At 67.2% G+C, this 18018-nt stretch carries 22 protein-coding genes; 6 read left to right on the top strand and 16 right to left on the bottom strand.

What is annotated here, in order from left to right:
- Window positions 1-43: 43 nt before the first annotated feature.
- The 3 genes from CLV29_RS07965 to CLV29_RS07955 form a co-directional block, all read right to left on the bottom strand.
- The gene (locus tag CLV29_RS07965; RefSeq protein ID WP_133754395.1) at window positions 44-664 is read right to left on the bottom strand and encodes a hypothetical protein; all 621 of its coding nucleotides are present in this window, start codon (window positions 662-664) and stop codon (window positions 44-46) included.
- A 197-nt stretch (window positions 665-861) separates the two neighbouring features.
- Complete coding sequence (locus CLV29_RS07960) at window positions 862-1485, bottom strand: response regulator transcription factor (RefSeq protein ID WP_279586481.1); 624 nt, start codon at window positions 1483-1485, stop codon at window positions 862-864.
- Complete coding sequence (locus CLV29_RS07955; RefSeq protein ID WP_133754393.1) at window positions 1479-2675, bottom strand: sensor histidine kinase; 1197 nt, start codon at window positions 2673-2675, stop codon at window positions 1479-1481. The genes CLV29_RS07960 and CLV29_RS07955 overlap by 7 nt, the downstream gene beginning before the upstream one ends.
- Window positions 2676-2701: 26 nt before the next feature.
- Between CLV29_RS07955 and CLV29_RS07950 the strand changes: the two genes are divergently transcribed.
- On the top strand, window positions 2702-3916 hold the full coding sequence (locus CLV29_RS07950) for an ABC transporter permease (protein ID WP_243831793.1): 1215 nt from the start codon (window positions 2702-2704) through the stop codon (window positions 3914-3916).
- On the top strand, window positions 3913-4629 hold the full coding sequence (locus tag CLV29_RS07945; protein WP_133754392.1) for an ABC transporter ATP-binding protein: 717 nt from the start codon (window positions 3913-3915) through the stop codon (window positions 4627-4629). The genes CLV29_RS07950 and CLV29_RS07945 overlap by 4 nt, the downstream gene beginning before the upstream one ends.
- A 126-nt stretch (window positions 4630-4755) precedes the next feature.
- On the opposite strand, the gene CLV29_RS07940 is transcribed toward CLV29_RS07945, so the two are convergent.
- Window positions 4756-5787, bottom strand: a complete 1032-nt coding sequence (locus CLV29_RS07940; protein WP_243831792.1) for an ATP-binding protein — start codon at window positions 5785-5787, stop codon at window positions 4756-4758.
- Window positions 5784-6008 (bottom strand): hypothetical protein, encoded by a 225-nt coding sequence (locus CLV29_RS16155; RefSeq protein ID WP_166649174.1) that lies wholly within the window; start codon window positions 6006-6008, stop codon window positions 5784-5786. The genes CLV29_RS07940 and CLV29_RS16155 overlap by 4 nt, the downstream gene beginning before the upstream one ends.
- A gap of 115 nt (window positions 6009-6123) precedes the next feature.
- Here CLV29_RS16155 and CLV29_RS07935 point away from each other — a divergent pair, with 115 nt between their 5' ends.
- Window positions 6124-6330 carry a hypothetical protein gene (locus CLV29_RS07935; RefSeq protein WP_166649173.1) on the top strand — a complete coding sequence of 69 codons (207 nt, stop codon included), beginning with the start codon at window positions 6124-6126 and terminating at the stop codon, window positions 6328-6330.
- A 190-nt stretch (window positions 6331-6520) separates the two neighbouring features.
- Here the strand turns inward: CLV29_RS07935 and CLV29_RS07930 are convergent, their stop codons facing one another.
- From CLV29_RS07930 to CLV29_RS07900, 6 genes are all read right to left on the bottom strand, one after another.
- Window positions 6521-7423 carry a dihydrodipicolinate synthase family protein gene (locus CLV29_RS07930; protein ID WP_133754391.1) on the bottom strand — a complete coding sequence of 301 codons (903 nt, stop codon included), beginning with the start codon at window positions 7421-7423 and terminating at the stop codon, window positions 6521-6523.
- Window positions 7399-7584, bottom strand: coding sequence for a hypothetical protein (locus CLV29_RS16455; protein ID WP_208292808.1), 186 nt, complete (start codon window positions 7582-7584; stop codon window positions 7399-7401). Before CLV29_RS16455 ends, CLV29_RS07930 begins: the two co-directional genes overlap by 25 nt.
- 179 nt (window positions 7585-7763) lie before the next feature.
- A complete protein-coding gene (locus tag CLV29_RS07920; RefSeq protein WP_243831791.1) occupies window positions 7764-8663 on the bottom strand; it encodes an EamA family transporter in 900 nt (299 codons plus the stop codon).
- Complete coding sequence (locus tag CLV29_RS07915) at window positions 8660-9379, bottom strand: B3/B4 domain-containing protein (protein WP_133755114.1); 720 nt, start codon at window positions 9377-9379, stop codon at window positions 8660-8662. Before CLV29_RS07915 ends, CLV29_RS07920 begins: the two co-directional genes overlap by 4 nt.
- Before the next feature lie 4 nt (window positions 9380-9383).
- Window positions 9384-9989, bottom strand: a complete 606-nt coding sequence (locus CLV29_RS07910) for a helix-turn-helix domain-containing protein (protein WP_133754389.1) — start codon at window positions 9987-9989, stop codon at window positions 9384-9386.
- A 620-nt stretch (window positions 9990-10609) separates the two neighbouring features.
- The gene (locus tag CLV29_RS07900; RefSeq protein WP_166649172.1) at window positions 10610-11647 is read right to left on the bottom strand and encodes an NAD(P)/FAD-dependent oxidoreductase; all 1038 of its coding nucleotides are present in this window, start codon (window positions 11645-11647) and stop codon (window positions 10610-10612) included.
- Window positions 11648-11688: 41 nt separating this feature from the next.
- On the opposite strand from CLV29_RS07900, the gene CLV29_RS07895 reads away from it, so the two are divergent.
- Window positions 11689-12294 carry a helix-turn-helix domain-containing protein gene (locus CLV29_RS07895; RefSeq protein WP_243831790.1) on the top strand — a complete coding sequence of 202 codons (606 nt, stop codon included), beginning with the start codon at window positions 11689-11691 and terminating at the stop codon, window positions 12292-12294.
- Between the two features lie 109 nt (window positions 12295-12403).
- Here the strand turns inward: CLV29_RS07895 and CLV29_RS07890 are convergent, their stop codons facing one another.
- The 4 genes from CLV29_RS07890 to CLV29_RS07875 all read right to left on the bottom strand — a co-directional run bounded on the left by CLV29_RS07890 (window position 12404) and on the right by CLV29_RS07875 (window position 14417).
- Window positions 12404-12727 carry a DMT family transporter gene (locus CLV29_RS07890; RefSeq protein WP_133754386.1) on the bottom strand — a complete coding sequence of 108 codons (324 nt, stop codon included), beginning with the start codon at window positions 12725-12727 and terminating at the stop codon, window positions 12404-12406.
- Window positions 12724-13080 carry a DMT family transporter gene (locus CLV29_RS07885; RefSeq protein WP_133754385.1) on the bottom strand — a complete coding sequence of 119 codons (357 nt, stop codon included), beginning with the start codon at window positions 13078-13080 and terminating at the stop codon, window positions 12724-12726. Before CLV29_RS07885 ends, CLV29_RS07890 begins: the two co-directional genes overlap by 4 nt.
- A complete protein-coding gene (locus CLV29_RS07880; RefSeq protein ID WP_166649171.1) occupies window positions 13077-13613 on the bottom strand; it encodes a TetR/AcrR family transcriptional regulator in 537 nt (178 codons plus the stop codon). Before CLV29_RS07880 ends, CLV29_RS07885 begins: the two co-directional genes overlap by 4 nt.
- A gap of 210 nt (window positions 13614-13823) precedes the next feature.
- A complete protein-coding gene (locus CLV29_RS07875; RefSeq protein WP_133754383.1) occupies window positions 13824-14417 on the bottom strand; it encodes a TetR/AcrR family transcriptional regulator in 594 nt (197 codons plus the stop codon).
- Between the two features lie 112 nt (window positions 14418-14529).
- Between CLV29_RS07875 and CLV29_RS17000 the strand changes: the two genes are divergently transcribed.
- Window positions 14530-15120, top strand: coding sequence for an FAD-binding protein (locus CLV29_RS17000; protein ID WP_279586460.1), 591 nt, complete (start codon window positions 14530-14532; stop codon window positions 15118-15120).
- Window positions 15063-17342, top strand: a complete 2280-nt coding sequence (locus tag CLV29_RS16995) for an aldo/keto reductase (protein ID WP_279586459.1) — start codon at window positions 15063-15065, stop codon at window positions 17340-17342. Before CLV29_RS17000 ends, CLV29_RS16995 begins: the two co-directional genes overlap by 58 nt.
- A 62-nt stretch (window positions 17343-17404) precedes the next feature.
- Here CLV29_RS16995 and CLV29_RS07860 read toward each other — a convergent pair whose 3' ends face one another.
- Complete coding sequence (locus tag CLV29_RS07860) at window positions 17405-17815, bottom strand: YccF domain-containing protein (protein ID WP_133754382.1); 411 nt, start codon at window positions 17813-17815, stop codon at window positions 17405-17407.
- Between the last annotated feature and the right edge of the window lie 203 nt (window positions 17816-18018).

Below are 18018 nucleotides of genomic sequence, written 5' to 3'. Positions count from 1 at the left end.
GGGCCTCCCTCAACACGGGCGGGGCCCAGACGCCCCGCGCCTGTTAGGTGAGAGACCGCACGGCGGTCGTCCCCGAGATCCGACCCAGCAGCACCACCTCGGCACCATCGGCTCCCGGTATCTCGGTGCGGTCGATCAACGCCCTCGCGCGCCCGTCGGGACCCGCCGATCCGTGACGGATCACCACGGCGACGGCGACGTCTTCGCCGGGCACGAACCCGGTCGCCTCGAGCTCGACCAAATCCGGCTGCTTGCGACGGCGACCGCGAGGATGCTCCAGCTCCCCAAGCTCCGGCGACTCGTCTGGCTCTGTCGGTTTCGGCGGTGGTTGCAGGATGTCGGCGTGGACCGTGCTGTCCTGCTCGTGGATCTCCACCCGGGTCGGCACTCCGAAGCCGGCCATGAGCTCGCTGAGCCGGGTGCCGATGTCGTTGCGGTCGAGGGTCTCCGCCGTGGACTTGTCGCCGTTGACGGTCATCACGAGCTGGTCGTTGCCGTGGGTCTCGAACACCACCAGCGGCAGTACCGCCGGAACACCGCCAGTCTCGGTCGCCCGCTTGGGAGGGAACACTCGGTGCTTCATCGCCCGCTCCTCTTCCTGGGTAGTGGGGACATGGCGGCCTGGGGTGCGTTGTGGCTTTTCACGCCCGTCAGGTACGGCCACCGTCCGCATTCACGACGGATGTTCGAGATGGCTTGTCATCGACCGATCCCATGCGAGGGCGGATGAAAGGAGAGCGTCATCCCCGCGCACGGGGTCTGGCCGACTACCTGTCTCCTCGACGACTCATCCGCGTTCGACAGCTCCTCTACGGCGAGGTTGCTGCCACAGAAGCCGGATCAAGAAAGCCGAGTATGCCTCTATCTCAGTAGGCCGGAGTCGCGTGCAGAAGCGACGGCGGCGGTGCGGGAGGAGACGCCGAGCTTGGTGTAGATGTGCACGAGGTGTGATTTCACGGTCGGGTCGCTGATGTGCAGTCGTGCGGCGATGTCGTTGTTCGTCGCGCCGTCTGCGACGAGCCTCAGCACTTCGGTCTCGCGGGCGCTGAGGCGGGGTTGCGGGGAACGCATCCGGGCGAGCAGGCGCCCCGCGATCGCGGGGGCGAGGGCGGTCTCGCCTGCGGCTGCGGCGCGGATCGCTGCGATGAGCTCTTCGGGTGGAGCATCCTTGAGCAGGTAGCCGCTGGCTCCGGCTTCGACGGCGCCGAGGATGTCACTGTCGGTGTCGTAGTTCGTGAGCACCAGCACGGCAGGCGGCCGGTCGAGCGCGCGGATGCGTCGGGTCGCGTCAGCCCCGGTCTGGTCGGTGCCGAACTGCAAGTCCATGAGCACCACGTCCGGTATCAGATCGGTCGCGAGGGCAACGGCCTCGTCGGGGGTTGCCGCTTCCCCGATCACGTCGAGGTCGGGGTCGTCTGAGAGCATGGCGCGCAAGCCGGTGCGGACGACGGGATGGTCGTCGGCGAGCAGGATCCGGATCATGATTCCGCCTCACTTCCCACACGAACAGGCAGTTGCGCCGTGACCGTGGTGCCCTGCTGGGAAGCCGAGGCGATGGTGAGCGTGCCGTCGAGCTGTTCCACGCGCTCGCGCATGGCGTGCAGCCCGAAGGAGTCAGCCTCATGCGAGTCGGCGACCGCGGAGGACGTATCGAAGCCCTGCCCATCATCGCGAACCATCAAGGAGACCGTGGCGTCGTCCTGGGTGAGTTCGACGGTGATCCGGGTGGCGTTCGCGTGGCGGATCGTGTTCGAGAGCGCGCCCTGGGCGATACGCAGGAGCGCCGTCTGCGTTTCCATCGGCAGGTCGAGTTCCTCAGCACTCACCTCGACTGGGATGGACGCACGGTCGGACTGTTCCTGACCGAGGCGGTGCAGGGCTGCGGCGAGCCCATCGCCGAGACGGGCAGGGGTGAGCTCGCGGATTATCTGCCTCGTGTCGGCGAGGCTGTCGGCCGCGGTCTCGCGGGCGAGGCGCACATACCCGGCACCGGGTTCGGGAGTGTCGCGCTCGGCGGCGCGCAGCAGCATCTGAATGCTCGACAGGCCCTGTGCTACGGTGTCGTGGATCTCACGAGCGAGCCGGGCACGCTCAGCCAGCGCGCCCTGTTCGCGTTCGGTCTCCGCGAGCTGCTGCCGAGTACGGATCAGCTCGGCAAGCAGGCCTTCGCGCTCCTCGGCTTCCCGCCGAAGCGCACGGTAGGCGAGCCCGATCAGCAGGGCGACGCCGGCACCCACCAGTGGGCCGATCACCCCGCCGACGCTGAACCCCAGATGCAGGCCGAGGGCGAGGATCGCGAACGCGGTCGTGACCACGATCGCCGCGACCCCGCCACGTCCGGGAAGGACGTGGAAGTAGAGGAAAAACAGCGGGAAGACGAGGTACGCCCCCTCGGGGCTCAGCCAGGTCAGCACCGCCCACAACAGTGTGAGCGCGGCGATCCAGCCGACGGCGTAGCCGCGCCGCGAGACTCCTGATTCGCCTTGTGTCCGCGCCGCCCACGCACCGACGAGATACACCGCGACGAACGCGATCCCGATGACCAACGTCCATGTCGCAACCGGAGAGGAGACGACAAATGCGCGCACGACCGCGAAACCCGCGAGCCCGATCAGGAGGGCGTGCAGGCCGAACCGGAGACCGGTGAACACCGGGGCGAGGGTCGAATGCGACATGACGCTCCAAGCCTATGCGAGCGGTGTTGCCCGGCATCAACCGAAAGTTTGACCGTGAATCCCACGGTTTAGGCGATGCCCGGCCCTGCCTGCGAGAAGGAGGGTTGAAGGGTAGCTCGGGCAGAGTGCGCGAGCGGAAAGGCACCATCGTGTTCGTCGCGTGGAGAGAGCTGCGGTTCGCCCGCGGCCGGTTCCTCCTCATCGGGGCCGTCGTCGCCCTGATCACCCTGCTCGTCGGTTTCCTCTCCGGCCTCACCGGGGGCCTCGCCGCCCAGAACATCTCCTCCGTGCTGCAGCTGCCCGGCGACCGGCTGGTGCTGCAACAGCCCGAGAACAGCGACCCCAGCTACGCAACCTCCTCCCTCGACAAGAACACGGTCACGGCGTGGGAACAGGCGGCCGGGGTCGAGTCGGTGACACCGATCGGGATCGTCCAATCGCGGGCCTCGGCCAGCGGCACCGACGACCCGACCGGGGTCGCCCTCTACGGGCTGCCGCAGCATGCATCGGGTACCCAGTCGAACCCCCTGTTCGACCTCGCACCTGCTCACGACGACGAGGTCGGTGTCTCCTCCGGGGCCGCCGATGATCTCGGCGTTGAGACCGGTGACACGATCTCGATCACCGGCACTGATTTCACCGTCAGCGTCGTCGGCGATGACCTCTGGTACAGCCACACCCCGGTCGTCGTCTTGACCCCGGAGGCATGGAGCGAGGCGAGCAAGCGCGTCGGCGGTACCGGTGAGGCCACGGTGCTCGCCGTCACCGGCAACGCAGACTGGGAGGCCGTCGGCGCTCAAACCGGCACGGTGGCCGAAACACCGCTGGCGAGCCTGACGGCCCTGGAAGCGTTCCGATCTGAGATCGGGTCGCTCGGGCTGATGATCGCGATGCTGTTCGGGATCTCCGCCCTCGTCGTTGGCGCGTTCTTCACGGTCTGGACGATGCAGCGTGCCAGTGACATCGCCGTACTCAAAGCCCTCGGTGCGACTACCGGATCGCTCGTCCGCGACTCCCTCGGCCAGGCGTCCATCGTTCTGGTTGCCGGGATCGGTGTCGGCCTCGCCGCTGTGATCGGGCTCGGCACCCTCGCGGGGCAGGCGCTGCCGTTCATCATCAGCCCGCTCACCACGCTCGCCCCAGCCGTCGTGATGGCGGTCCTGGGCCTCGCCGGAGCCGCGTTCGCGCTGCGCTCCGTCACCAAAGCCGACCCCCTCACCGCCCTTGGGAGCAACCGATGATCGAACTGCAGAACGTCACCCTCACCTTCCCCGACGGGGACAACCGCATCACCGCCGTCGACCACGTCACCCTCCGCGGGAACAACGGCACCGTCACCGGTATCACCGGTCCCTCCGGGTCGGGCAAGTCCAGCATCCTCGCCGTCGCCGCGACCCTGATCCGCCCCGACTCCGGCGGAGTTCTCGTCGGCAACGGCAGCGACACGATCGACGCCGCCCAGCTCTCGAAGCACGAGGCCACGCAACTGCGCCATGAGCGCATCGGCATCGTGTTCCAGCAGTCCAACCTGCTGCCCGCGCTCACCGCCCGTGAGCAGTTGCAGGTCATGGCCAGGCTCGGCGGCGGCACCAGCCGGAACAAGCGAGCGAAGATCGACGCCCGTGTCGACGAACTCCTCGCCGCCGTCGGCCTCACCGAGCACGCAGGCAAGCGCGCGCACCAACTCTCCGGTGGGCAGCGGCAACGGGTCGCGATCGCCCGCGGTCTTGTCCACGACCCGGAAGTCCTCCTCGTCGATGAGCCGACCAGCGCCCTGGATCAAGTGCGCGGTGCGGAGATCATGGAACTCATCGCTCGCCTCACGCACGAACGCGACACCGCCACCCTGCTCGTCACCCACGACCTCGTGCACCGCGACACCCTGGATGATCTCGTCACGGTCGTCGATGGTCGTATCACTACCCCAATCGCGGGGCACGCGCTTGCACGCTGAACTGGACGGCAGAGCGATGAGAGAATAGGAGTATCGGGAAGTTGCGGGAACTTCAAGCGTTAAGCACCCAACATGGTCCGCGCACCTTGAAGTTCCCGCGAAAACCGTCAATATTCACGCGAACTTCTAGGTTTTATCCGTGAGCCGGCCTCGAGTATCGAACATCTCGAGCTCATCGGGATGCATCTGGTGCTGAATCAGGAAAGCTCGCTCCTTGATCCGCCACAAGCCCTGGCCGATGCCCAGGCTGGGCAGCAGCGACTGCTCCGTCCCTGTCAGCCCCAACGTCTGAGCGGCCGAGCCGATCTGGTCGGTTTCCTGACGGTAGACGATCCGGATCTCCGCGTTGGCCAGCAGGCTCGAGGCCAGAGCGCGCATCATCGAGCCCTGGTCGCCGACGTTGTCCAGGTCGCTCAGCTTGTGGAAGATCAGCACGTTGCTGATCCCGTAGTGACGGGCGAGTCTCCACTGCGCGTCCATGCGCCGTAGCAGGCTGGGGTGGGCGAGTAGTCGCCAGGCCTCGTCGTAGACGACGAGGCGTTGCCCGCCGGTGGGGTCGAGCAGGGCGCCTGCCATCCACGCGCTCGCGCACGTCATGAGCACGGAGATCAGCGAGGAGTTCTCGGCGACCTGGGACAGGTCGAGGCTGATCATCGGCAGGGTCGGGTCGAAGGCCACGGTGCTGGGCCCGTCGAACAAGCCGGACAAGTCTCCCGCGACGAGCCGGCGCAGCGCGTGGCCGACCAGGCGCCCGTCTTCGGCGGTCAGGTCGCCGAGCGCGTCGGGTGTGGGGTCGAGGATCCGGTCGACGACCATCGGCAGGATCGGGGTGGTGCTGTCGCGGACGGTCTCGGCCAGAGCGATATCGATCGCGGTGTGCTCCAGCGGGGACAGGCGCCGCTCGAGGACGGTCTCGGCGAGCGCACCGAGGAGGTCGCGGCGGCGGGAGGCGACCATGCTGGCCCACTCCGTATCGCTGGTCCCGGCCGGCCGGTATCCCTCGTCGAGGGGGTTCAGGCGCGTGTTACGGCCGTGCCCGAGGCGGATCGCCTTTCCGCCTACTGCCTCAGCGATCGCCGAGTGCTCTCCCTTGGGGTCGCCTGCGAGGTAGACGCGGCGGCCGAACGCGATGCTGCGCGTGTAGAGGCTCTTGATCAAAGCGCTCTTCCCGGCACCGACGATCCCGGCGATGATGAGGTTGGGGCGGTGATGACCCCTTGCCGGTAGAGCTCGAATGCGTCGAACGCGAAGGATCCGCCGGAGTAGAGATCTTGGCCGATGAAGATACCGTTGCTGCCCAATCCTCCTTCGGCGAGGAACGGATACGCCGCCCGGAGGACCGCGGAGGTGTCCTGGTGCGGGCGCGCCTTGAACCGCACCGGGGTGCGCAGCGTGGCCGGCCCGGGACTGCGGCGAACAGGTGCACCCGCCCAGCGCAGAGGAGCTGTCCTTGACGCTGCTGGCGCCTGCCCGAGCTGCCAGGGCACCGGCCTCGTGCGCGCCGTCGACGACGCGGCACTCGTCTCCGACCCATCCAAGACCATCGACGACGGGGCCGTCGTTCCCTGGCAGATGTTCGGATTCAACGTCCAGCCCGCCGTCGCCCGCGAGTTCGGCGTGCGCACCGACGTGCCCTGGACGGATCTAACCGACGACGAACGGCAGATGATGGGGACTGATGCGCGGGTAGGTGTCACATGATCTGTGGCGCTGAGCAGCGTTGCAGGCCCGAGCAGCCCCGACACCCACCCCGGGAGGCCTTGCGCGTGGGCGAGGAGCACGATCGCGACGACCGCGCCCCCCGTCGGCCGAGCGCACCAGGGTTGCAGCGAACACGTAGCGGGCCAGCGCCCACCCCCGCCCCGCCGTATCTCCGGGGGCGTGCTGCGGGTCAGGCAAGGCCGAGCTGGTCCACCACGTCGGCGACCCGCGCTCTTTGTTCGCCGGTGAGACCTTGGATCGGTAACGGCAGACACTGCTGAGGGGTGAGGCCGAGGTGTTCAGCGATCGCCGCGGTCACGCGCAGACTGCCCCCGTACTCGGCGAACAAGGCCCAGAGCGGGGCGAGTCGTTCCGACTCCGCAACCGCATCCTCAAAATCTCCGGCTTGGGCGGCGCGGGTGATGGCGAGGGCCGGTTCGGGGAGGGTGCCGCCGATGACGGAGTACCAGGCTTCGCAGCCCGCGTTCAGGCCGGTCGCGGCGAACGCGTCACCGGAGACGCCTATCGTGACATGCTCCGGGATTACCGCACGAATCCCCGCCACGTGCTCCCGTGCCTTTCCCGGGTCGGTGGGTACGCCGGGGATCTTGATCGAGACGATGCCCGGCAACTGGGCGATGCGGGCGTACAGGTCGGTGGTGAACGTGAAGTGGGTGGTGCCGGGGTTGTCGTAGACGATCACCGGCAACTGGGTGTGCTCGGTGACCGTGCGGTAGAGCTCGAACACGTCATCCGGGGTGAGTGCCTGATAGGTCATTGGGGCCAGCAGTATCCCTGCAGCGCCGGCGTCTTCCGCGCTGTCGACGTGGGCGAGGACGTGCGAGGTGCGCAGGCCCCCGACCCCGACGAACACCGGTGTCGCACCGGCGTGCTCGACAGTGAGACGAGCGACGCGCGCGCGTTCTTCGGGGGTGAGGTAGGCGTAGGAGCCGGTCGAGCCGAGTGCTGTGATCGAGTCCACTCCCGCTGCCACGAGTCGTTCGATGAGCCCGGCGAATGCCGCCTCGTCGACCACGTCGTCGTGGAGCGGGGTGAGGGGGAAAGCGCTCAGACCGGTGAAGCGGGTGTACATGACTGCTCCTGTTCGGGCCGGTGTTCCAGTCCCAGGATCGGGTTGCCGTAGACGGACTGCACCTCGGCGATGACGACCCGGTACTCGCCGAGCCATTCCCCGTACCGGGATTTCGCGAGCCGATGCGTATCCATCCCGACCAACGTGCGCAGCGCGTCCATGTCGGTCCGGTAATAGACCTCCGCGTGCAGGCCGGTGTCCTCGTTGTGCCAGGCCTCCTCGCCGAGGAATCCGGGAATCTGGCGGGCACGCTCGGCGATCTCGCTGTCGATACGGTCGAACTCTTCGGTCAGGTTCTTCGTCTCGAAGATGAACGTGGAACTCTACTTCGGTGTGGCGCTCATGCGGCCTCTTTCTCCGGTTTCGTGATCGGTGCTGTGGGGGTGGCGGGGCGTGTGCCGCCGCGTTGCGCGGCAGCACCGGCGAAAATGACCACCGCGATGCCCGCCAGTTGCATCAGGGTTGGCTGTTGGGCGAGGACGAGCAGGCCGATGAGGATCCCGAACGCGGGCTCGATCGACAGCAGCGTGCCGAACGCGGTGTGGGTCATGCGGCGCAGGGCGAGCATCTCGAGCCCGAACGCGATCACCGGGGTGATCAGAGCGATCCCCGCCGCCGCCGGCAGCACCCACCAGGTGAACTCGCCCCCGATCACCTGCGGCAACCCGACCGGGAGCGTCGCAAGAGCAGCAACGGGTATGGTGAGCGAGAGGCCGCTGATCCCGGAGAAGCGGTCGCCGACGTGCTGGGTGAGGAGGTTGTACAACCCCCAGCAGGTGCCCGCGGCCAGCGCCAAGCCGACGCCTGCGAGGTCGATGCGCCCGTGCCACGGCTCAGTCAGCAGCACGACCCCGACGAAGGCGAGGCCGGGCCAGATGAGGGCTTTGCGGTGCTTGCTCATGAGTCCCGCCACGGTGAGGGGTCCGAGGAATTCGATCGCGACCGCGGTGCCCAGCGGGATGCGTTCGACGGCGGCGAGGAAGAACGTGGTCATGAACCCTGTCACCACGCCGAGCGCGATCAGCGCGGGCACGTCGTTGCGATGCAAGGAGCGGATCGCGGGGCGGGCGATCATCCACAACAACACCACCCCGAAGCACATCCGCAACCACGCCGTGCCTGCCGCACCGACCTGGTCGATCACCGGCACCGACAGGGCGTTGGAGAGCTGCACGGACAGCATCGCCGCGACCGCCATCGACCACGGCGGAATCCCCGTCGTCGTGCGTGCCCTGGTCACTGTGCTCCGATCAGGCGGCTGGTCGCACGGACCCCGGTGCCCAGATCCGTGAGGGCGTCGACCAGCGCGTCAGCGGCGGCGTGGAGTTCTGCGTTTGAGGCCGGGGCGAGGGCGTCGAGGATGAAGAACGCCGTTCGGGTGTCGTCGGTGAGCCCGGTGCGGCGGCCCTGTCGCCAGTTCCACCTCCGGCACGTCACCCCGTCATCATCACACCAGACGACTTCACCGGCATCCGGGTGCTCTGTGGAGTCCTCCCCGTTTGCAGTCGTATCGAACGGCTCGGTGCCGGTGGCACGGATCAGACGTGCTGGACCCTGATAGTGGTGGAAGTCCTCACCGCCGAACGGAATCTGGTGCAGTACCGAAATTGCGTTGTATATATCGGTGAGCGCATTCACCCGCGGCAAGCCCTTCTCAGCTCGGCGGGTGAGGGCTTCGAGACTGTTGCGGGTGCGCTGTGGCTTCGCCCCGAACCCCCGGTACGCTTCCCGCCAAGCTGCGATATGGGGCAGCTCATCCACCGCAGAAGCGGCAAGCAGACCAGTCGCATGTTGTTCAGCGGCACCGATCAGCTCGTCCACTCCCTGGCCACCCTCTTGGGCGGTGATCACCGGGGAGAGACCGTCGATGACGACAAGCATGGCCCGGTAATCGGGGCGCAGCTCGAACACCGCAGGCTCCACAGTGGCGGCGGCCAGGAACTCGTCGGGGGTCATGGTGTCAGGCATTTGGTTTCTCCGTTCGATGTGAGGCCCCGACCCCCGGTTCGAAGACCGTGAGCGAGAACCGGGCAGGCTCTGTAGTGGTGTTCATATACGAGTGGGCCAGATCACCGTGAAAGGCCAGAGCATCACCGGGGGCGAGGGCGAAGCGCTCGTCGCCGACCGTCACCGTCACGGTGCCAGCCTGGACGTGCAGCAACTCGCGGGTGCCCGCACTGTGCGGCTCGCTCTGATGCTGGTCGCCTGGTGCGAGCGTCCAATCCCACAGCTCGACCACGTCCGGCGGCTCGGTGCCCGCCACGAGCACACCCTGACCACCCTGGTCACCGGTCCACAACACTGCGCCGTCACCGTGCCGGGTGAGCTTTGCCGTGCGCGAGGCAGGCGGTTCCACCAGCGCAGGCAGCCCGACACCCAGTGCATCAGAAAGACGCAGCAACGTACCCACGCTCGGATTCACACCGCCCTGCTCGACGTTCACGAGCATGCGACGACTCACCCCCGCAGTGGCTGCGAGCTGGTCGAGCGTCCAGCCGCGCCCTTTGCGTTCCTGCTTCACCCGCGCACCGATCGCGCGCGCCAGCGACTCCGCTCCCACATCCATATAGTGCAGCATATTGCACTCTACGGGCACTGTCGAGATTCAGGAGCCAGATGGCCAGGAGACTGTTGGCGAGGGATCGCATGGCGGAGCCTTGGTCGCCGACGTTTTCTAGGTCGGTGAGTTTGTGGAAGATCAGCATGTTGGCGATGCCGTAGTGGCGGGCCAGCCGCCAGTGCGCATCCATGCGCTTCAAGAGTGCCGGGTGGGACATGAGGCGCCAGGCCTCGTCGTAGATACACCACCGTTGCCCGCCCGCCGGGTCCAGGAGAGCCGACTCCATCCACGCGCTGGAACACGTCATCAGCACGGAGATCAACGTGGAGTTCTCAGCGACACGGGACAGGTCGAGGGAGATCATCGGCAGCGTGGGGTCGAAAGTGACGGTGGAGGGCCCGTCGAAGAGCCCGGCCAGATCACCTGCCACCAGGCGGCGCAGGGCGTGGCCGACGAGGCGCCCGTCCTCAGCAAGCCTCCCATCCGAGTCCGCTGCCTTGCTGGGCTTGAGGATGTGGTCCACGACCATGGGCAGGATCGGCACGTCATTGCCGCGCACCGTCTCCGTCAAAGCGGTGTCGATGGCGGTGTGCTCCAACGGCGACAAGGGCCGGGTGAGCACGGTTTCAGCCAGCGCACCGATGAGGTCGCGGCGGCGGGACGCGATGGTGGACGCCCACTCCGGCGGATGCGGCAGCGACTTCTGCGGCGACGAACTCGCTGTTGACGGCGAGAGCTGCGGTGGCCCCTGATCCCATCGCGACCGGAACCAGGGCGGCCGGGTTGCTGGCGTTGCCGACCGCCCACACGCCCGCAACGCTCGTCCGCCCGGTGGCGTCGACCGTGGGCCAGGGGCCGAACGGCGTCTCGGTGACCTCGGCGCCGAGCTGCTGCAATGGTTCGTCCCGGGTGGCGAGTCTCGGCTCGACGAACACCACGTCGATCGGCGCCACCGTTCCGTCCTCGAGTGCGAGCCCGCTGACCTGGTCCTCGCGAGTGACGACGTGAGCCACCTTGCGTGTCTCCACCCGCATCCCACGTTCCTCGAGCACCCGCCTCTCGGTTTCGGGGAACGGGCCCGCAAGATCGGTGAAGACGGTGACGTTGTCGGAGTAGGGGCGGAGCATGTGCGCAACATGTGCTCCGGCGACGGAGCGGAGAAGTACGCCGATGGCGCGACCGGACGCCTCGTATCCGTCACAGTACGGGCACGTGACGACACCGCGACCCCACTGCTCGGCAAGGCCGGGGATGTCGGGCAGTTCGTCGCGGCCTCCCGTGGCGACGATCAGCCGTCGACCCGAGGCGCGGACGCCACTGTCGGTCACGACTTCGAACCCTTCGGCGCTGGTCTGCGCTGTGACCACCCGGCCCGTCTCGATCACGCCGCCGAACGACCTCACCTCCCGGTAGCCGTCGGCAACGAGATCGCGCGGGGAGTAGCCGTCGCGGCCCAGCACCCCATTCATGTGCGCGGCAAACCTGTTGCGCTGTTCCTGTGCATCGAGCACCAGCACGCGACGTCGGGCCCTGGTCAGGATCAGCGCCGCACTGAGGCCGGCAGCGCCGCCGCCGATGATCATGACGTCCCACATCTGGTTCGAGATCGGGGAGTCCGTGGGGTCAGCTGCCGGTGCAGTGGTCGGGTTCTCAACAGTGGTCATGTATTCAGAGTGAGGACCGACTAGCATATCGGCAAGAATCCATGCCGTATCAGCAAGAAGGGAGCGGTATGCCGGACAACACCCTCACCCTCATCGGACCCCGGATCAAGGGTTGGCGGGAGAAGCGCAGTATGACTCTGGCAGAACTCTCCAGGGCCGCCGGAATCTCCGCCAGCACCCTCTCCCGGCTGGAGGCGGGCAAGCGTGCCCCGAATCTCGAGTTGATCGTGCCCATCGCCCGGGAGCTGGGACTCGGGCTCGACGACCTCGTACCGCGGACCGCACCCGACCCTCGGGTCCCGCGGACGACGAAGCATGTCGATGGGGTCAGGTTCGAGACGCTCTCGCTGGAATCGAGCCCGGTGCAGACCTACAAGATCACCTTGCCGGGCAAGCCGAAGGGCGGCACCGAGGTCCCCGACCCGCAGGTGCACGAGGGGCGGGAGTGGCTCTACGTGCTCTCGGGTCGGCTACGGCTGGTTCTCGGGGAGCAGGAGGTGACCCTCGGGTCGGGAGAGGCTGCCGAGTTCGACACCCGCGTACCCCACTGGATGTCGGCAGCCGGCCCCGGCCCGGTGGAGCTGCTGTCGATCTTCAGCAAGGAAGGCAAACGCATCCATCTGCGGGCTCGCTCCACACCTCGCTGACAGGCAGGCCTGCGGTGTTGATCATGGGTGCCCGTCGACGCCGTACCTCCTGGTCGCCTTGGACGAGCACTGAGCAGCGACACCAGCGGTGGGGGGCCGAACCGGGGAGTCAGTGGGTCGCGCCGAGCTCGATGACGACGATGCCGATGGCGATCAGGACGATGCCGAGACTCATTCGCAGGGTCAGGCGCTCCTTGAAGAACACCCGGGCGCCGATGGCCGTCAGTGCGACCCCGGATGCTGCCCAGATCCCGTAGGCGATGCCGACCGGCATCCCCAGGGAGAGCGTTACGGTCAACAGGCCGAAGGCGGCGAGGTAGAATCCGGCTACCGCAGGAATCCATCGCTTCTTCCGCAGGCCCTCGGAGGCGCGCAGCGACATGGTGGCTGCCACTTCGGTGAGGATCGCGCCGGCCAGCAACAGCCAGGTCATGGGTTCACCTCCGCCTCGGCGGCACCGTTCGACGGTGCGGAGTGTCCGGTCTCGACGAGGACCACACCGGTGACGACGATGGCGATCCCGATACCGATGGTGAGGGTGAAGGGTTCGCCGAAGATCACCGAGGCCAGCACCGCGGTCAGCGCAACCCCGGAGGCCGCCCAGATGCCGTAGATCAATCCGATCGGTGCTCCCATCCGGAGCAGCATGGCGAGGGAGACGAACGCTCCGCCGTAACAGGCAACCGTCAGGATCGCCCACCAGGGATTGTCGATCGCGGCACGCAATGCCATCGTCGCCACCACCTCCATGGCAATCGCACCGGCGAGGATCAGCCACTTCCTCATCGTTCGTCACCGCCGACCATGCGCAACATCGCGTCGACGAGCGCCGTCCGCTGGGCGGCATTGATCTCGACGATCCCGGTCGCCTCCGCGATCCACATACCGTTGGCCGCGAACCAGGTCAGCATCAGCGGCGTCGGGTCGGTCGACGGTCCGAATCCGAACCACTGCTGCAGGTACTGCCGGCAGGGGCCGGCCAGTGCCGGACGGCGGAGGGTCTCGAAGAAGATCACGAACTCACCTCGGGTCACGCCGCCCTCACCGGCGAAGGTGACGAACGCTCGGACGCGTTCGGCCAGGGTCGTCTCCTCCAGCGGTACGCCGAGCTCGGCCTCCAACTCGCTCCGCCAACGGGTCAGGACGTGCTCGATGACCGCGATCATCATGTCCTCCTTCGATGGGAAGTGATACATCAGACCGGCCTTGGTCAGGCCTGCCTGTTTGGCCACGCTGTCGTAGGTGAGGTCTGCACCGCCTTCGGCGTCGACCACCTGCAGTGCGGCGTCGAGGATGTCGTTTCGGGAACTGGTTCTCACCCTGGGAACCATACCGTACGTACGGTAAAGTTTGGGGTCGATGGCGGCATCCGGGGGCGGCCCGTCGCCGATCACCACCCGACCCTCGGTGCCGAAGCCGGAGTGGAATCGCTGTCGGACAAGGGGATCGGTTCGTGCTGGTCGGCAGGGATTGGGGAGTCTCAGGGGCCGCGGGCGTCCTCTGCGGCAGCGTGATCATCTTTGCGTCCGTCAGCCGCCCGCGGCAGCAGGCGAAGACATGGGCCTGAGATCGGGTTCGAGCAACCGGCGCCCGGCGGCGACGATCGCTCCTCGCAGTGTCTCGTCGTCGACGTCGGCTGCCAGCCTTGGATCGAGGAAGGGTGCGGTGAGTCCCCAGAGGAACATCGACACGGCGATCGTCCCGGCCGGATCCGAGGTCGGTCCGGTGAGTACGTCTCGCAGCGAGGCGAAGACGGCTTGACCGTCGGGATCGGTGTGGATCAGGTCGGCCGCTGCCGGGTCCTGCATGAGGAGTGCCCAGAGCTGACGATTCGCGATGGTGTGGTCGGCCAGTCCGATCACGGCGGATTCCACCTGGGCCCCGGCGGTGGCGTGTTGCCGAGCGCGGCGAACGATCGCGGAGAGATCGTCGAGGGCCGGTGCGAGGACGGCGCGGACGATGTCGTTCTTGCTCCGGTAGTGGTGGTAGACGGCCGCTTTGGTGACTCCGGCGGCGTCGGCGATCTGCTGCAGGGACGTGCCGTTGATCCCGTGTTCGGAGAACTGCCGGGCAGCTGCAGCAACGATGCCGCCGCGTCCAGGACTGCTCTTCTTTGCTTGCATGGAACCCCCTCGCTCATGCGAAAGCTGATCACTCGCACTGGCATGCTAGCCGAACGGCTAGTACGTTTGAGCCAACTGGCTGGTGTGCCAGGTCACACTCTGGGAGGTCTGCATGACTGTTGAATCACTACCACTGACCCGTGTACGCGAAACCACGGTCGATGTCGTGGTCGTCGGGTCCGGAACCGGTTTGGCAGCTGCGCTGGCCGCCCAGGATGCCGGCCTGGAGGCGCTGGTGATCGAGAAGACCGAATACGTGGGCGGTTCGACCTCCCTGTCCGGTGGCGCCTTCTGGATTCCGGCCAACCCCATCCTGGAGGCCGAGGGGGCCCATGACACCCTCGAACGCGCGTCCCGCTACATCGAGTCGCTGGTCGACGGAGCCGTACCCGAGGAGCGTTGGCGCTCATTCCTCGATCATGGTGAAGCCACCGTCGAACTGCTGCGCCGGGCCACACCACTGAAGTTCTCCTGGGCCCGCGAGTACGCCGACTACCACCCCGAACGTCCCGGTGGCAGTGCCAGCGGTCGCAGTTGCGAGTCCCGACCGTTCAACGTCAAGCGCCTCGGTGCCGAACGCGACCGACTGCGTCCCTCGGGCATGGCCGCTCCGATTCCGATGCCGATCACCGGCGCCGACTACCGGTGGATGAATCTCATGGTCCGCACACCAAGGCGATCCCGAAGATCGCCACGCGGGTGACCCAGGGCATCGGCGGGTTGGCCGTGGGACGTGAATACATCGCCGGCGGGCACGCGCTCGCCGCCGGTCTGTACGCCGGTGTCCTGAAGGCGAAGATCCCGGTCTGGACCGAGACCGCCGTGGTCGAACTGGTCACCGACGGCGATCGGGTCGCCGGCGTCGTGGTGGACCAACGCGGTGAACGGGTAACGGTGACCGCCCGCCGCGGCGTCATCCTCGCCGCCGGGGGCTTCGACCATGACCTGGACATGCGTCATGAGTACCAGTCCGAGACCATCACCGACGACAGCACTTTCGGCAGTCCCGGCAACACCGGGGATGCGATCAAACAGGCCCGGGCCGTCGGCGCGGATGTGGCGCTGATGGACCAGAGCTGGTGGTTCCCTGCTTGGGCTCCGCTACCCGGTGGTTCTCCGCAGGTCCTGCTGGCCGAGCGGTCCCTGCCCGGTTCACTGATCGCGAACCAGCACGGCGAGCGGTTCATCAATGAGGCGATCGACTACATGTCCTTCGGGCAGCGGGTACGCGAACTGGAGAAGGCCGGCACCCCGGCCGAGTCCATGTGGTTGATCTTCGACCAGCGCTACCGCAACGGCTATGTCTTCGCCGGCGGGGTCTTCCCGCGGATGCCGCTTCCCGATGCCTGGTACGAGGCAGGGATCGCCCATCGTGGCAAGACGGTGGGCGAGCTTGCCAAGTCGGTGGGCCTGCCGCAGGCGGCGCTGCTGAAGACCCTCCACCGGTACAACACGTTGGCTTCCGCCGGTGTCGACGACGATTTCGGCCGCGGTGAGAGTGCCTACGACCGTTACTACGGTGATCCGACCGTCACGCCGAATCCGAATCTGCGTCCGCTGCGCGGGAAGCTCTATGCGGTCAAGGTGATCCTCGGCGATCTCGGCACCTGTGGTGGTATCCGCGCCGATGAGCACGGCCGCGCTGCGTACCGACGGCAGCCCGATCGCAGGGCTGTACGCGATCGGCAACGCCGCAGCCAACGTCTTCGGCCGTACCTATCCCGGCGCCGGTGCCACCATCGGGCAAGGACTCGTCTACGGCCTGATCACCGCCCGGCACGCCGCGGCCACACCGAACGACCGCTGAGCCGAACTCGGGTTCGCTGCGAGGTCGGGCGAACCGGGGTCGGCACCATTGATCATCGACACACTGACGCGAGGAGATTCATGCAGGTACGACAGTTGGGCAACGGACCGACGGTCTCGGTGCTCGGGCTCGGGTGCAACAACTTCGGAATGAAGATCGACGCCGAACAGACGAACGAGGTCGTCGGGGCGGCGCTGGACGCCGGGATCACCCACTTCGACACCGCCGAGATGTACGGCGACGGCTTGTCGGAGGAGTTCCTGGGTCGCGCACTCGGATCTCGACGCGACGAGGTCGTCGTGGCGACGAAGTTCCTGCCGCGGCCGGCGGAGGAGCCCTACACCCCGGGCGCGCTCGCCGCACGTATCCGTTCCGGATGTGAACAGAGCCTGCGTCGACTCGGCACCGACCGGATCGACCTGTACTACCAGCACTACCCGGATCCGCAGGCCCCCGCCGAGGAGGCTCTGGAAACCCTCGCCTCGCTGGTCGCCGAAGGCAAGGTCGTGCACATCGCGTCGTCGAACGTGACGGCCGAGCAGATCGTCAGTGATCAGCAGACCGCCGCGCAGCGGGATCTTCCTGCCTTCTGCGGTACGCAGATCGAATGGAACCTGCTGAACCGTCAGGTCGAGGAATCCATCGTCCCCGCAGCCGTCTCCGCCGGAATGGGCGTCGTACCGTACTACCCGTTGGCCTCGGTGCTGTTGACCGGCAAGTACCACCGAGGACAGGCCTTCCCGAAGGGCTCGCGGTTCGACGAACTGCCGTTCTTCAGCCAGGTCGCCACCGATGACAACCTGGCCCGGGTCGACCGGCTGGCGGCCTTCGCCGATGATCGCGGGCACACTCTGCTCGAACTGGCGTTCGCCTGGCTGCTCGCCCAGGCCCCGGTCGGTCGCCTCGGTGATCGCCGGTGCCACCTCCGCCGAGCAGGTCGCCACGAATGCGGCCAGCACGACCTGGAAGCTGACCGAGGCCGATCTGCAGCAGTTGGAGTTCCTGAACTGACGGCTCGGCCCGGGAGCACCGGGCACTCCGATCCCCACCCGTGGTCGGCGCTGCGCCACGGGCAGCCCGCCGGCGCGATCACCGAAACTCATCGGGAGCTGTGGTGACCTACGCCTGGGGTGAGGTCGCCATAACTTCCGACAATTTGGGATACGGGTCACGTCAGGTCTCAGAGGCTGTGCAGGGGGCGGTATCCCGGAGGCAGGGAATCGCTGTTCACGATCATCTTGCCGAACGGGAAACAGGTGACCGGGATCATCTTCAGGTTCGCGATCGCCAGCGGGATGCCGATGATGGTCACGGCCTGGGCCACCGCGGTGGTCACGTGACCGATCGCCAACCAGACGCCGGCGATCAGGAACCAGATCACATTCGCCAGCCCGGAACCGACGCCGGCCGACGGTTTGTCGACGACCGCCTTCCCGAACGGCCAGAGCGCGTAGCTGGCCATCCGGAAACTCGCCACGCCGAAGGGGATGGTGACGATCAGCAGACAGGCGAGGACGCCGAAGGCGATGTAGCCCAGGGCCAGCCAGAAGCCGCCGAGTACCAGCCAGATGAGGTTCAGAATCGTCCGCATGTGATGTTTCCTTCCCGGGTGGAGCAGCGCCGCGCCGCTCACCGCACCCTCGATGGCATCGTGGGCCGGTCAGCGACAGCCCGATTCGGGTCGACTTCTTCCTGATCGGGGAGAAATCGGGGTCCGGCCGGCGCCGATGCCGAGCGCACCGTCAGCCCTGTGCGCCGCCCGCACGTGCCGTACCTCGGGTACGATCCCGGCCC

The sequence above is a fragment of the Naumannella halotolerans genome, assembly GCF_004364645.1.
Taxonomy (GTDB): domain Bacteria; phylum Actinomycetota; class Actinomycetes; order Propionibacteriales; family Propionibacteriaceae; genus Naumannella; species Naumannella halotolerans.
Note: the sequence above shows the minus strand (reverse complement) of the source record. Positions and strands in the feature narration are given on the sequence as shown.